The sequence below is a fragment of the Sphingobacterium sp. HSC-15S19 genome (assembly GCF_050433745.1).
Lineage (GTDB): Bacteria > Bacteroidota > Bacteroidia > Sphingobacteriales > Sphingobacteriaceae > Sphingobacterium > Sphingobacterium siyangense.
The window spans coordinates 25,630-40,756 of record NZ_JBNPWQ010000048.1; the positions used below are offsets into that span (position 1 = coordinate 25,630).

11 protein-coding genes are annotated in these 15,127 nt (G+C 38.7%); 7 read left to right on the forward strand and 4 right to left on the reverse strand.

Annotated features, from left to right (window positions below; translation table 11 throughout):
* The first annotated feature begins 95 nt into the window (after positions 1-95).
* Positions 96-1,025 carry an alpha/beta hydrolase gene (locus tag L1283_RS25850; RefSeq protein WP_429626619.1) on the forward strand — a complete coding sequence of 310 codons (930 nt, stop codon included), beginning with the start codon at positions 96-98 and terminating at the stop codon, positions 1,023-1,025.
* Between the two features lie 24 nt (positions 1,026-1,049).
* Here the strand turns inward: L1283_RS25850 and L1283_RS25855 are convergent, their stop codons facing one another.
* The 3 genes from L1283_RS25855 to L1283_RS25865 all read right to left on the reverse strand — a co-directional run bounded on the left by L1283_RS25855 (position 1,050) and on the right by L1283_RS25865 (position 3,546).
* Entirely contained in the window at positions 1,050-1,586 is a 537-nt protein-coding gene (locus tag L1283_RS25855; RefSeq protein WP_145327714.1) for a GNAT family N-acetyltransferase, read from the reverse strand.
* A 194-nt stretch (positions 1,587-1,780) separates the two neighbouring features.
* On the reverse strand, positions 1,781-2,260 hold the full coding sequence (locus tag L1283_RS25860) for a GNAT family N-acetyltransferase (protein ID WP_088160504.1): 480 nt from the start codon (positions 2,258-2,260) through the stop codon (positions 1,781-1,783).
* Positions 2,261-2,379: 119 nt separating this feature from the next.
* Positions 2,380-3,546 (reverse strand): FN3 domain-containing metallophosphoesterase family protein, encoded by a 1,167-nt coding sequence (locus tag L1283_RS25865; RefSeq protein WP_075991381.1) that lies wholly within the window; start codon positions 3,544-3,546, stop codon positions 2,380-2,382.
* A gap of 238 nt (positions 3,547-3,784) precedes the next feature.
* Between L1283_RS25865 and L1283_RS25870 the strand changes: the two genes are divergently transcribed.
* The 5 genes from L1283_RS25870 to L1283_RS25890 all read left to right on the forward strand — a co-directional run bounded on the left by L1283_RS25870 (position 3,785) and on the right by L1283_RS25890 (position 11,334).
* Positions 3,785-6,922, forward strand: coding sequence for a SusC/RagA family TonB-linked outer membrane protein (locus tag L1283_RS25870; protein WP_145327715.1), 3,138 nt, complete (start codon positions 3,785-3,787; stop codon positions 6,920-6,922).
* Positions 6,923-6,926: 4 nt separating this feature from the next.
* On the forward strand, positions 6,927-8,540 hold the full coding sequence (locus L1283_RS25875) for a RagB/SusD family nutrient uptake outer membrane protein (RefSeq protein WP_145327716.1): 1,614 nt from the start codon (positions 6,927-6,929) through the stop codon (positions 8,538-8,540).
* Between the two features lie 18 nt (positions 8,541-8,558).
* Positions 8,559-9,242 (forward strand): hypothetical protein, encoded by a 684-nt coding sequence (locus L1283_RS25880; protein ID WP_075991384.1) that lies wholly within the window; start codon positions 8,559-8,561, stop codon positions 9,240-9,242.
* An 8-nt stretch (positions 9,243-9,250) separates the two neighbouring features.
* Positions 9,251-10,240 (forward strand): DUF5007 domain-containing protein, encoded by a 990-nt coding sequence (locus L1283_RS25885; protein WP_075991385.1) that lies wholly within the window; start codon positions 9,251-9,253, stop codon positions 10,238-10,240.
* Between the two features lie 188 nt (positions 10,241-10,428).
* On the forward strand, positions 10,429-11,334 hold the full coding sequence (locus L1283_RS25890) for an AraC family transcriptional regulator (protein ID WP_429626620.1): 906 nt from the start codon (positions 10,429-10,431) through the stop codon (positions 11,332-11,334).
* A gap of 34 nt (positions 11,335-11,368) precedes the next feature.
* On the opposite strand, the gene L1283_RS25895 is transcribed toward L1283_RS25890, so the two are convergent.
* Positions 11,369-14,008 (reverse strand): alpha-L-rhamnosidase, encoded by a 2,640-nt coding sequence (locus L1283_RS25895; protein ID WP_232475692.1) that lies wholly within the window; start codon positions 14,006-14,008, stop codon positions 11,369-11,371.
* A gap of 223 nt (positions 14,009-14,231) precedes the next feature.
* Here L1283_RS25895 and L1283_RS25900 point away from each other — a divergent pair, with 223 nt between their 5' ends.
* Entirely contained in the window at positions 14,232-14,675 is a 444-nt protein-coding gene (locus tag L1283_RS25900; protein ID WP_075991388.1) for an SRPBCC family protein, read from the forward strand.
* Positions 14,676-15,127 lie beyond the last annotated feature (452 nt).

The following is a 15,127-nucleotide window of genomic DNA, read 5'->3' on the forward strand; positions in this document are numbered from 1 at the left end:
TTCAAAAAATAAAAAACTAACAATTATATTAATTTTCATTGTAAATTGCGCTGGTAATTTGTTGAACAAAACTGTTGGCAGGTCTTAGGGATATTATGTCGAATAGTCAAGGATTTCAAAATAAGATTATTCAAAAAAACAGTGTTGGTAAGCGCGATATATCGGATATGATTGGTAATAGAATGCTCATTCTTTTAATTCTCTTTTTTTTTAATACAGATTGTTTGGCACAAAATGGTACTCCTTTATTGATGGGGAGGTCAGAGATTTTGCATTCAAAAGTTTTGGGTGAAGACAGAATGATCAACATTTATCTTCCCGACAATTATAACCCCAATGATTCTGTTCGCTATCCAATTGTATATGTTCTTGATGGTGGTATTGATGAAGATTTTTTTCATATTGCGGGTATTGTCCGTTTCAGTACACAACCCTGGATCGATAGATTCCCTCAAAGTATTGTTGTTGGAATAGGTGGAAATACACGAAGGAGAGATTTTACCTTCCCTGTTGAAAATACAGATTTTATAGAAAAGGAAGGTTTTCAAAAAGCTAGCTTTCCCTCGTATGGTGGTTCCGAAAAATATAGAACCTTCATGAAAAAGGAATTGATTCCTTACATAAGTGGCAATTATAAATCGAATGGAAAACAAACTTTAATAGGGGAGTCACTGGCGGGGCTTCTTTCCGTAGAGATACTATTAAAACAACCCGAACTATTTGATGACTATATTATTATAAGCCCAAGTTTGTGGTGGGGCGAGGAGTCATTATTGAAAAGAGCAGCGAAGTTTCTACAAGGTAATTTGAAAAAAGATATAAAAGTTTATCTTGGTGTGCCCAATAAAGAAGAAGATGTGAGAATGTATGATGAGGCCATAGCGTTATCTGATATACTTAATAACAATAAAAAAAATCATTTTGTATTTGATTACATGCCTGATGAATTGCATTCCACTGTAATACATCAAGCGGTCTACAACGCTTTTAAGAAGTTGTATCCAAAAACGTTTTATTCAAAATAGTGTGGGGATATGTAGCGATTGATTTTATTTTATACCTAGGTTTCTTCTATCGTGCCATTCATCTTCCAGGATTGACATCAATAGCTTGTCGTGAAATTGATTATCCCTAAAACAGGCTTTACGCATTCTTCCTTCCAATTGAAATCCTGCGTTTTCATATGCTTTTATCGCTGCATAATTCGGTTCAGATACCGTAAGCATAATTCTATTGAGCCCTAGATTTCCAAACCCTATATCTAGGATTAATTTGGTAACTAAAGAGCCTATCCCTTTCCCCCATTCTTGGCGATTCCCTATAAAGATAAAATACTCTCCGGATCTGTTTAGCTTGGAAATATTACAAATGCCCGCATACCCAATCAGTTTATTCGAATCGTTTAGGAAAATTCCACGATTAAAATTTTTAGAATCGTTGACAACGGATAAAAACCAATTGTCTATATGATCCTTTGATCGGAGTGACTGAAAAAGAGAGAGGGAATATTTAATAGATAAATCGTCATTGAGCCATTCATAAAATGGTGAGACATCTTCAACAGAGAGTGGTTTTAAGTTGACCATGGTTTAAGGTATATTGCATTCATTATTTTCAAAATTTATTCAGGTTCAAAGGCTCTTCAGCTAATGCTCGTTCCCCTGATAGATGCACATAGGGTCGTTTTTCTTTGCTCTTTCGAAGCTTTTTTGTTAGAAATTGACGGAAGTACGATTTGCTATTAGCATTTGCATATGAAAGTGCAGGTAAATTTCCTGCGCTATCTTCTTGACCATTTTATTTTTACTGCTGATAGGTTGGAAGTCTCAAGACGTTGATTCGGTTCGACTTCAAAACCATTTTTCATATAGAAACCTAGCGGTGAATTATACGGGCAATTATTATTTTTTTTCTCCATGTGATGGTCTATCACCCAGCCGTTAAGCTCCGTTTCTTCAGATTTCAATCTGTCAAGTAGATTGGAACCTATTCTTTTTTTGTGTAAAAGACTTGAAAGTATAATAAGAAACCAGCGTTTTGTATCGCGATCAAATTTTGAACACCAACCGACAATTTGTTGATTTTGTTTGACAAGGATGTGTTGTGGTTGGCCTAAGCTTTCCAAATAGTTCTCAAAGGTCGATAGGCTGGAATATGCCATAACTGCGGGATATTCTTTATTCCATAATCCCATGATAGCAATTTTTTCGTTCCTGTCAAGTTCTGAGGTCATCAGATATTCAGTCGATATTGTATTCATTTAGATTAATTTACCATAATTTGCTTAATTATAAAGAATAGAGTTAAAATATCTATATGGTAGTTTTACAACATACGGTTATGGCCGTATAGTCCTCATTCATGAGCAAATTTGTTGTTTTATTTTAACGGGTTAATGATCACTTGGTCCACCGTTTTCCCCTGCTGATCGAGAATTTTGAAGATTCCTTTTTCATCGTCTAAATCTACGCGAAGCACATTATTGTTGGAATTTACAATGACCGGAAATTGTATCGTATTTGTCGCATTTTTGATGATGTTTCTATGTAAATGTCCTGATAGCATGATCTGTGTTCCTGCTTTGTTGAGGATAGGAACAAATTTCTCCAAAATCTCTTGTTCCCCATGCCATCCACCAAAAGGGGGCATATGACAGATTACGATCTTATATTTGGCATCTTTAAATGACGGATCTTCAATAGCTTGAGCTAACCAGGCCGCTTGTTCGCTTCTATAGTTATCCATATCTACAATGCCACTATATTCAATGTCGGTATCGGGTTTATCTTCACCACAATCTAAAATGATAAAACCAGCATTTCCATGCCTAAATTGGTAATATAGTTTACCTGTTGGTGTTGGGAAATATTGGGGATATTCAGTGGCAAAAGGTCCACGTGTTTCATGATTGCCTCTTGAATAAAACATTGGTTTTTCGCTGGCGAACTTTTTAATGGCGGTATCCATAAACCCTTCATATAGTTGTGTTTCACTTAATAGGTTATTAACCATATCACCGTTGAATACCACAAAGTCACTAGTCTTTAGACCGCCGATATCCAATAGCTTATCGAGAACCTCATTGCGTTCGTGAATATCATTAACTACCGTAAAATGGGTAGATTTGGCCATGCCAAAGGTTTGGAAAAATAGGGGTGCCTTTTGATAGACATCAGTGGCCACTACTTTTCCATATTGCACATTGACTCCAACATGTTTGAGAACTTCCTGACTATACACACGATATCTATAGCGTGTTCCAGGTTTTAAATTGGTCAATGTAACCTGATGTAAAGTGCCTACCTTTTTGAAGCCATAGGCAGCCGCATAATATTTTGGTCTTTCCTTAAAGTAAAAGTGACTGGAGTCATCTGGGGCCAGCTCAACCCAGCCAGTAGCAGGCTTGTCTGTCGTCCAAATAATGGAAACAGATTGCTCTGTCAGTCCTTGAATGAAAGGTAAGTGATTTATTCTGATCGCATCCTGACCAACTGCCATAAAACAATTGAAGAACAACAATAGGATGATGCATTTTAGTTTCGTCATTGTAGTACCTGGGTCTATAATTGATTTACCGATGTAAATCGGTTTTTCTTAAGCTAAAGATATAAAATTGTGTAAAAAAGCCATCAATCAAAATGTAACAGTCTTGCTAGACTACATGGCGCCCCGTTTTGTTTTTTGCTAAAAAAGTGCTGTAAACTGGTAATAATTAAGAAAATTAGACCTGTGTTTAGCTCCTATATTTGGAATAACCTAAGTAAGAGCACCTAATCAAACACAAATGAAAAAGATAGTTTTATTTTTATCTGTGTTTCTAACTTCACTAATTGCACTAGGCCAGCAGATCACGGGTACCGTACGTGATAAGAATGGTAAGCAATTAGCCGGAGTAACTTTAAGAAACACGAGTACTTCCAATAGTACACAGACCGATGATCAGGGGAATTTTAAGATTTCAGGTAAAGTTGGAGATGTCTTGGAGACGAGTTTTATCGGATACGAGCGGGCGCGTCAGCCTATCCCTGCAACCGGTAAAATGACCTTTACCTTGGTCGAAACATTAAGTATTCTTGACGAGGCCGTGGTAATCGGTTATCAAAGTACTTCCCGCAAAAAAGCTACTGCAGCTATATCAAGTATTTCAGGTAAGGATCTAGAAAATCTTCCAGCTGCCAGTTTTGATATGTTGCTTCAGGGAAGATTAGCTGGCGTCAACGTTCAGAATTTTTCTGGCGCTCCGGGTGCTTCGCCAACATTGGCTGTTCGTGGTACATCGGCAGTTAGCCTGAATTACTCCAATGACGACTATTACAATGTCATTAGTAATCCACTCTATGTTATTGACGGAGTTCCGCAGCCTACAGAACAATTTGTGGGTCCGAATACAGGAACAGGAACCAACTACCTTGCAGGTCTAAATCCGAATGATATCGAATCTGTGGACGTGCTCAGAGATGCTTCTGCTGCTGCAATTTATGGGTCTAGAGCAGCAAATGGGGTGATTATGATTACGACGAAAAAAGGGCGTAATGGCGATCCCCGTTTTATGCTAACCGGATATGGAGGTCTAACGCAACGGCCCGAACTACGTGAAGTAACACTCGGAAGAACCGAACGTGAGCAGAAGATGACGATACTAAAAAATCAACTCTCTTCCAACGATTTTAGAAATCTACCTTTTATGCTAACCGATTCGCTAAACCCTGCATTCAATGGAAATACAGATTGGCAGGATTTATTCTACCAAAAAGGAAAGATAAAGAGTGCAGACCTTTCTGTTAGTGGCGGATCGGCAATTAGTTCGTATCGTTTTAGCGGAAATTATTACGATGAGGCCGGGATCATTAAAGCAACCGGGTTTAAACGCTATACAGGAAGACTCAATTTGTCCAGTAAGGCTATCAATGAGCGTTTAACCATCAATCCCATTGTTGCCTATTCGTATAATAAGCGAGCGCGGGGGAGCGGGAGTGATGTGAGCCCAATAGCATTGAGTGCGGGTAGTATGCCATCGTCACTTTTTAATCTTTCAGATGCTAAAAAAGCTTATCTTTTGGGTACCTATGATAGTAGTCTTGACAATAATGAATCTTCTAATCTGAATACCAATCTAAATCTGATTTTCAATATTGCACCTGGGTTAACTTTTACCTCCCAATCTGCCTATATCAAAGATATGGCCAACAGGGCTTATAATAGACCATCAGCCTTGATGAGTGGGGCGGGTAATTATTCGTCAGCTTATTCTTATGAGAATAGCCAGGTCAGGATATCGAACTTTTTAACCTACGTCAAACAGTTTGGAAAACACTCGCTCAATGTATTACTGGGCCAGGAAGCTGAAAAGAATAGAATGCAAAATGTATCAGCTTGGGGCAGCCAGGGCGTATCGGATCAGATCCAAGTGGTTACAGGTTTTCTGCAAAATAATATTGGTGCCAACTCCGATTTGCAAAAATGGTCACAGCTATCTTATCTCGGTCGCTTTTCCTATGATTTTGATAGTAAATACCTTTTTTCAGGTGCTGTACGTGCTGATGGTTCGTCCCGCTTTGGAGAGAACAACAAATGGGGATATTTTCCATCGGCATCTGTTGGCTGGATTTTAACTGAAGAAGATTTTCTAAAAAATAACCCTACATTCACCTTACTTAAAATTAGAGGAAGTTATGGATTGACTGGATCGCTCCCTTCAAGTAACTATTTGCAGTATAATCTCTATAATGTCAATAATGGTGGGTATCAGGGTAATTCCGGAGCAACTTCCTATAATGGTCAGGTGGCTATTACGCCAAACTTTAGAAATGGTGTTGCACAAAAGAACCTGAGTTGGGAACGTAATAGACAGTGGAATCTAGGCGTTGATATGGAATTGTATAGAGGACGATTTACAGCTATGGTCGATGTCTTTAATAAGGAAAATTATGACGGACTATTTGATGTAATGCTCCCGGTGACTTCAGGATATGATTATGCCAAAACAAATTCTGTCGGGATTCGCAATTCAGGTGTCGATATTCAATTATCAGCTGATGTGCTCCCACGTAGCTCCGCATTAACCTGGCGATCCAATTTAAATATTTCTTATGTCAAGAATCGAATTATGAACCTTCCAAATGGTGGCCGTGATATGGTCATGGACGGCGATCGATTTGATAAATCACATATCCTTTCCGTAGGTAGTCCAATCAATGCATTCTATCTCTATAAAACTTTGGGCGTTTTTGCTACCCTGGATGATATTCCTGTTAACCCCTATACAGGTGAGCGTTATCGCAATTCCAATGGAACGTTCAACCCAGGAGATTTTTATTTTGAAGATGTTGATGGCGATTATTTTGTAGACGTGTTTAACAGTGGTATCAATCCGGATAAAAGGGCTATTGGAGATCCCAATTTTAAATGGACAGGAGGTTGGAATAATGTCTTTAACTATAAAGACTTTTCGCTTACTTTATTTTTTACCTATGGTTTTGGAAGAGATGTACTAAATCTTTTTGAATCAGATCAATTTAATAATTCCACTTCCGGAGATGCGGTATCAAATTTCACTTACTATTCGATACGGGATTTAGATAAACTGAATATTTGGAGGCAGCCAGGTGATAAAGCCGAATATGCCAAATATGATATCGGTACCTATCGCTACTACTATACCTCTGCACAGACTTTCTTTTTAGAAAATGGTTCCTATATGCGTTTCAAGAATCTTATTTTTTCTTACAACCTCCCTGAACGCATTAGCAAGAAATGGAGTATTTCTAAAGTGAGATTCTTTGGTATAGTTGACAATGTAGCCCGTTGGCAAAAATCAAAAAAATTGCCTGATGCCGAGGCAGTAAACCCATATGGAGAGTATAACGGTGGGGGTTATCCTATTCCAAGAAAATATACATTAGGATTTGAACTAACTTTTTAAGACGATGAAAAGATTTTTTTTAAACTATAGACTAGCTGTGCTACTGATGCTGGTTTTCTTGCTAGGGTCATGTAAAAAGTTTTTGGTGGAAGAACCTGTCAATTCAACCTTTGCGGGTGCGTATTGGAAAAGCTCCGGCGATTTGAGAAGTGCTATGGCCGGTAACTATGCCTTGGTGCGGGATGTGATGAATTCTGGTAACTGGAATCCGAGTCCTCGATACTTTATGTATGGCGATGCAATTGCCAAGAATTATTTTACAATCCAGTATAATGGCGATGGTCTGGAAGGAATTCAAGACGGAGATTTCACATTTCAATACAACGTAGAAAATTTCGGAGACTGGACCAAGTATTATAAAGCGATTACGATGAGCAATATCCTTATTAATCGAGTTCCTAAGGTAGCGGACGACTTGCTGACCGATGTGACCAATCCGACGAAATTCAAAAATGAGATGCTCGGAGAGGCCTATTTTTTACGGGCGTTCACTTATTTTATGATGCTACGTGTTTGGGGAGATGTCCCCTTGGTAACTGAAGAATACGATGATCCTATTTCTGCTCCGGAATTAGCACGAAGTACCAAAAAAGAGGTTATGGCGCAGATTGAGAAGGACGCACTGTTGGCACATGAACTGCTACCTTGGCAATATTCACTTGTTGGGAATGCGAAAGTTACAGCCAATAAAGGCGCAGTGAATGCATTGTTAGCACATTTTTACCTTTGGAAGGCCACAATGAGCGATGTCAATTCAAACCAACCGGATCTCGAAGCGGTAGACAAAGCCGATAAAGCCATCGATGAAATCTTAAATAATGGTATGTATTCACTGACTGATACATCCAATTATTACAAGACTTTCGAAGGACTTTCGAGTGAGGGTATTTTTGAAATTGCAATGAGTGAAAATACGCGTGAAGGAACCAACCAGCATATTGCCAATATGTTTTTGAGAACTGCGCAGCTGGCAACTACTGGAACAAATTCGAGGTGTTATGTCAATGCAGATTATCTGACAAATCATTTTTATAAAATAGACCAAGTTTGGGATTGGTATTGGAATACAAGTTTGCAGCAGTGGGAGTGGAAAGCGATGCCTTCACAGGTCTTTGACGATAGCGATATTCGCTGTCGACGTAATTTTACAGATTTAAACAGCGATAAAGCTACTTGCATAAAATATCAAAGTGTTGTCTATCGTAATCCATCACAAAAGCAAGATCCTTATGTTAGCAATAATTTGATTGTCTTTAGGTTAGCGGATATGCGCTTGTTGAAAGCCGAAATTGCACTCTACAGAAATCAAGTCTCTAAAGCGATAGATATCATCAATGAATTTAGAAAAAGGAATGGCGCCGATGAATCTGCATTCGTGGATAATACATCGAGTAAAGACGATGTCATGTACGAATATATTATTGAAAGAGGTAAGGAACTTTATCTCGAAGGGCATATTTTTTATGATCTATTGCGAACAAAGCAATACAGCAATTTTGTTCCATGGCTTTCAGAATCCCGTTTTCGTCAAGAAGGATTTTATTGGCCGATTAATCCAGCCCTATTCAAAAATAATAACAAGTTGACACAGACCTCTTACTGGAGAGGAAAGGTTTAAGCACTAACTAAAAGAATTATGAAAAAGATAACAGGATTGTTTGCGTCGTTATTGATCTTTCTTTTTGCTTGTAAGAAAGATAATTACAAAGTAGATGGAGGAAAGAGCGACGCCCACGTGAATCAGACAACCTATGATTTTTTAAAGCAGCACGGTAGCTTTGATTCATTGGTTAAGATTATAGATCGCGCTGGTATTAAAGATATTGTCAATTCGGATGTCACTTTCTTTGCAACGAGTGATTATGGCGTACGGGATTATGTAGCCGCCAAAAAACAACAAAAGATCATTGAAGTAGGAAACGAAAATATTCAGTTCGGGATAAATAACATCCCAGTCAAGGAATTACGCGATTCGATGATGATTTATCTATTCGATGGAAAGATTACAAGAGAGAATCTCAGCCCGGATAATAAATATTTTGTGAGCAAGCTTGGCGCGATCCCAAATGTCAGGTTCAATATTAAGTTGCGCAGAACACGTGATTACAGCGATTATTTGGATTATGTAGACTATCTCAATTTTACAAAGGTTATCGGGACTCTTGATGCTGAAGAACCAGATTATAATGCGATTCCCAAAGATCAGCTCGATAAATCCTATGATTGTCAAACCTCAGGAATTATTACGACGACAGGTGTATTGCATGTATTGCAAAACACGCATCGTTTATTTTTTAACGCCGGAAAAATGGCTGACTAAAAACAGATATGAAAACGAATTTAAAAATTTTATATAGCCTAGTGTTTGTTTTTACACTGACTTCTGGGTGCAAAAAAATTGAAAACGGCTTTTTGAGTGAAGGTATCCGTTATAAAGACAATACCATCTTTTGTAAACGTGGGATGTCGCTTACGATGTCTGACCGTATCAATACAGATGGCTCCACTCCGCCCTATACATTCGAATTGTTAAATTTAAAGGATGAAGCAACAGGTCAGCCCGCACCGGATGTCTTTTTTAAAGAATTTGACATTCTAACCTTTAAGCCTGGTTTAGTATTCAATGCCGAGACAGATACCACGGTCGAGCTTCTCAATAAAAAGAGAGAAACAGTAAAAAAGGCTCCGATGGAATTCAATACCGTCAGTGGACAGCTGGTTTTTAATCGAGCTTCTGCCAACCTACCTCTAGGGCGTTTTAATTTTGATGTCAAAATGACCAATCCAAGAGGAGAACGGGTATTCCCTAAATTGGCAACCATTGAGATTGTAGAGCCCACGATTGATGATATGTTTAAAGTAACATATCAGGCGGCGTCAGGATCAAGTGCTGCTGAAGTTTTTACTGGGATCACGGCTCCAAAGGTGACTTGTACAAAAATTTCAAACGATGGCGCTCGTGTTATTCTAAAGATCGTCGATAAAAATGGAAATGCATTCAATCCTAAAAATGGAGAAGTGATCAAAAGAGGGGATCGTCCGATGTTTGAATCTCATGTGAAGTTTAATCCCGTACAGGTTACAGATAATTCAATGATCTGTGATTTTGAAGTAGCCCCCTTTCCATTGGCTAAATTAATTGGAAAAGATGGAACAGATTGGGGATTTCTCAATTATTATCGCATCCCAATGAAGTATGCACAGATAGATGGGTTGAGTGCTAATAATGTTAACCCCGTATTTGGATTCCAACTATTGATGGAAGGTACTTATGAGGTTCAGGTGAAACTGCCAACAGTAACGCGTATAACACAATAACGATTAGGGGGGGCAAAGCGGGGCTCCCCTTGTTTTTAATAGATCCAAAAGATCAAAGTGCAAAAATTATCCAATAATGAGCAAATCTTGATATTTTATTTGATCTCAGATTGACGTATAATAAATATGTTGTGTTTGTTATTTATATTTAGTAAACCAATGTTGAGTACCCTAAATACCGACGCACTATGAAAACACTACAGTTTAATATCCCCGTGATACAAGGACAGAGTATAACTGTTCAAGAGGATATATCGGAATCTTTCTACCCGCATTTGCATCGTCATCAAGAAGCGCAACTGATGTGGATTACAAAGGGAAGAGGTGTATTGCTCGTGGATGAAACCTTGCATAGCTTTAAAGAAAACGACATCTTCTTCATTGGCGCGAACCAGGCGCATGTATTTAAATCTGTTTCTGAAGATAAGGCGAGCGATGCGGCACGTTCGATTTCCATATTTTTTGATCCTGCTGGGAGATTAAAACAGCTCTTTATGTTGGGCGAATTTGAACCATTGGAGCAATTTTTAAAACAGGATTCCAGGGGGTTTAAGATTCCTAAGATGGATTTCGAAGTGGTATCTAAGCGTATTATGTTGTTAAAACAATCCGAAAAGATAGATAAAATGATGCATTTCTTTTATTTGTTAAGAACACTATCTCAAATTTCAAAGAGAACAGATTCACTCTGTCCTGAACTTATGGAGGCTGCCGTCTGTTCGATTGGAAAAAATAACCGAATTGAAAAGGTTTGTCATTATATCAATACACATTTTAAACATGGGCTTACTTTAGAAAGTGTAGCAGAGAGTGCACACTTGTCGCCACAGGCATTCTGCCGTTATTTCAAAAAACACTGTGGAATCACCTTAGTTGGTTATCTAAACCGGATACGAATTAATGAGGTTTGCAGTCAATTGGGAAAAGATCATTTACATTTGGAAAATATCTCATTTATCGCTTATAACTGTGGCTTCAATAGCATTACAAATTTTAACCGCGTATTTAAACAGATTATCGGTTGCACACCGAAAGAGTATATTATGCGCTATGATCAGCGACATACAGAAAATACAATTGTTTCATATGTTTAGTTTAAGGCCACGTCGTGTGACGTGGCTTTTATGCTTATTTGACACTACTTTCAAAATGATAAGTACCCGAACCTATATTGTGGCTGGAATCAACGAGTACAATTTTTGCCCGTGTATTTACCGGAACGGTGACATCTAGTTTCAATAGATTATTCTCTAACAGCCAGGCCGATTTTACCGTACCGTACACCGTTTCAAGTTCTGCAGATGCATGTGTTAATTTACCACCCGGTTTTGGAGCAATAACGATTGATTTATAACCCGGAGCATCTGCTGCCGAGTTAATTCCAGCTATTGTTCGATACATCCAGTCACCAATGGCGCCATAGGCGTAATGGTTATAGGAATTCATGTCTGGAGTTTGAAAAGATCCATCAGGTTTAATACCATCCCATCTTTCCCAGATGGTGGTAGCGCCCATTTTCACGGGGTAGAGCCAAGAGGGATAACTCTCTTGCATCAATAGATCGTATGCAACGTCATTGTGTCCAAATCGAGTCAAGACATGGCATATATAAGGGGTGCCCAAGAAACCTGTCGTGAGGTGGTTGCCATAATCCCGGATGTTGGCAACAAGGCGGTCAGCACAAGCAGATCGTAGCTCTTCAGGCAACATATCAAATTGCAGTGCCAGTACATAAGCCGTCTGTGTACCGGATACTAGGCGACCTGTTGGAGTCATATACTCCTTTGCAAAGGCTGCTTTGATGTTAAAAAGTAATGCCGTGTATTTGGCAACGTCTTCTTTTTTGCCTAAGACCTCCGCTGCGTTAATCAGTAGTTGCGTCGAGTGAGCATAAAAAGTCTGTGCGATTAGATATTTATCGGTTACAGCGGCTCTTCCATCATTATCATCATTCGGACGGTAAAAAAGCCAATCCCCAAAATGAAAACCTGAATTCCAGAGATTATTTTTCGCAACAGAAGTAATATAACCCACCCATTTTTGCATACTTTCGTATTGTGTTTCTAATATTCTGCGATCTCCATAAGCGCGGTACATATCCCAAGGAATAATTGTGGCTACATCGGCCCAACCAGCTGATGCGCCATCATTGATCCCAAGTACATTTGGTACGACATGAGGAATGAGTCCGCTGGGTTGTTGGTCAGCTTTGACATCCTTTAGCCATTTCGTAAAGAATCCTGCTACATCCATGTTGTAAGCCGCGGTATTCGCGAAAGCTTGTGCATCGCCTGTCCAACCTAGGCGTTCATCGCGTTGTGGACAGTCGGTAGGTACATCTACGAAATTTCCTTTTTGTCCCCATTGAATATTGTGCTGCAATTGGTTGATTAGGGGATTGGAAGTCGTAAATTTACCCGTCGTCGCCATATCAGAATACAGAGCCACGGCCGTTAGATCATCGGATTTTAATTCTCCGGGATAGCCCTCAACTTTAACATACCTAAAACCCTGAAAAGTAAAATGTGGTTCAAAGACTTGTTCGGCCCCGCCTTTTAAAATATAGCTGTCCTGAGCCTTGGCAGATCGTAGATTTGTTGTATAAAAATTACCTTCTTTAGTAAGTACTTCAGCATGACTTAGTGTAATCTTTGTTCCAGTAGGGCCCTGTGCCTTCAAAATCACCCATCCCACCAAATTTTGCCCAAAATCTACCACAGTTTCCCCTTTTGGGGTTTTAAAAATGCTGAGGGCTTTAAACTGTTCATGTTTCCTAACATGAGGACCGCTCATCGCGATAAGCTTTTCCGTTCCTTTGTTCATCACATTTACATTCTTCCAGTTGCTATCTTCTTTAAAATCAATATTATCCCATCCAGTAATCTCCATTCTAGCATCGTAAATCTCTCCATCATAGATATCCGACGCCATAATAGGCCCATAAGTATACTTCCAGTTCTCATCCGTATTTATTGTTTCCTTTGTGCCGTCGGTATATTCGACCTCAAGTTGTAAAAGCAGTCCCCGTGTATCGCCATAGAAATTATGCTGATTTCCAAATCCAATACGGCCTTTATACCAGCCATTGCCGAGACTTGCGCCCAGCACATTCGAACCGACCCTAAGCAATGCTGTAACATCGTAAACTTGGTATTGCAACTGGTTCTTGTAGCTGGTCCATCCCGGAGCAAAATATGTGTCACTTATACGAGCGCCATTAAGCTTGGCTTCGTATAGGCCTTTTGCCGTAATATAGGCCATCGCTGATTTTATCTTTTTTTTCAGGCTGAATTCTTTTCTGAAAAGTGGACTTCGGGACGAAGTGTCCTTTCCTGAGACAGTGATCCATTGTGCAGACCAATCTGAGGTTGAGATTCCCATTTGAAAGAATCCTATTGTGGACCAGGCAGATGTATTGCCATGATTGTCTTTTACCCGGACTTGCCAAAAATATTTTTTCTTTGACTGAAGGGGAGATCCCGCGTAGTCAATTAACACAGATTGATCTGTGGAAGAACGATGTTTCCAAACGAGATCTTTATCTTTATTTAAGAAAACTTTGTCTGTTCCCACTCGAATTTCATATTCGGCTTGTTGTGTGTTTTTCTCCGTAGAGGTTATTTTCCAGCTCAATCTCGGAATCTCGGTTTCGATGGCTAATGGATTGCTCAGATGTTCTACCTTTAGGTCAATTACCGCTAGTTTTTGAGCGAAAGTGGAGAAATTTAGTACGATCAGAAATCCTAATATTCCTAATTTTTGAAGCATAGTCTTCATAGATGGTTTTATATTTGATTAGTAATCTGTTGCTTGGAGTATAAAAGTATATAGCTATTATCCGCAATAAATTTTATATAAGCGTCATGTACTATCCTGACACTGAAGAAAAACTTGTCTTATGCTAAGGTCGATTGGAAAATCTATCTATAAATTCGTTAATAATAACGGAAAATCGAGGCCGTGTGTACTATTCAAAAAATAAAAATTGACAATGGAAAATTATAGTCAAACGATCCAGTTGGGTGTAACAAAGGATCGGGTTTTTAAAGCACTAACCGATGAAATACCATTTTGGTGGACAACCATGTTTGAGGGCTCTTCCAATAAGAAGGAGGATAGATTTACAATTCGCTTTGGCGATCTTATTTACAAAGTAATGCAAGTGGAAGACTTATATGAAAATGCAAAAGTTGTTTGGCATGTCGAAGATTCCTTGATAGCCCTTCCTGGATTGAAAAATCAAAAAGAATGGATTGGCACAACGATCGTTTGGGACATCACTGAAAAAGAAAACGGGGTTGTGTTGCAACTTGAACATATTGGCTTATCCCCTGAAATCGAATGTTATGCTATTTGTACAGATGGATGGCGACAATTTGTGAAAAGTTTAGAAGCATATATTGAAACAGGTAAAGGACAGCCTTTTTCGAATTGATCTTTGCTAGCATACCAAAATAATAAACTGTGAGCCTGCCCTTGGGGGCTCCAGCATCTGTTTCTCCTTCGAGATTAATAATCCCTAAATCATTACCGCTATAATTTTTCTTTCTCCAAAAATACCATAGACTTGATTCTAAGCTGTCTATCACATATCCATTGGATCCCCGCTCATCTTCAGATTTACTCCTGATGTTTGTAGAATGACACGGTCGAAATAAAACCACTCCACTGTGGAAAAATTGATTGGATCTGAATTCAATGGAACTAGGATAGCTACTATAATTTCTGGTGGAAGCTTTGTTAATTGTTTGATTAATTTATGAAAATAACAATTAAATTAATAATCTGATTAACACTTGCGTCCTAAACGTTTAAAAAGTGGCGGTGTTTGGATATAGCAAAGTTGCTATATTTAAATTGCAAAATTATAACACACCGCCATGATAA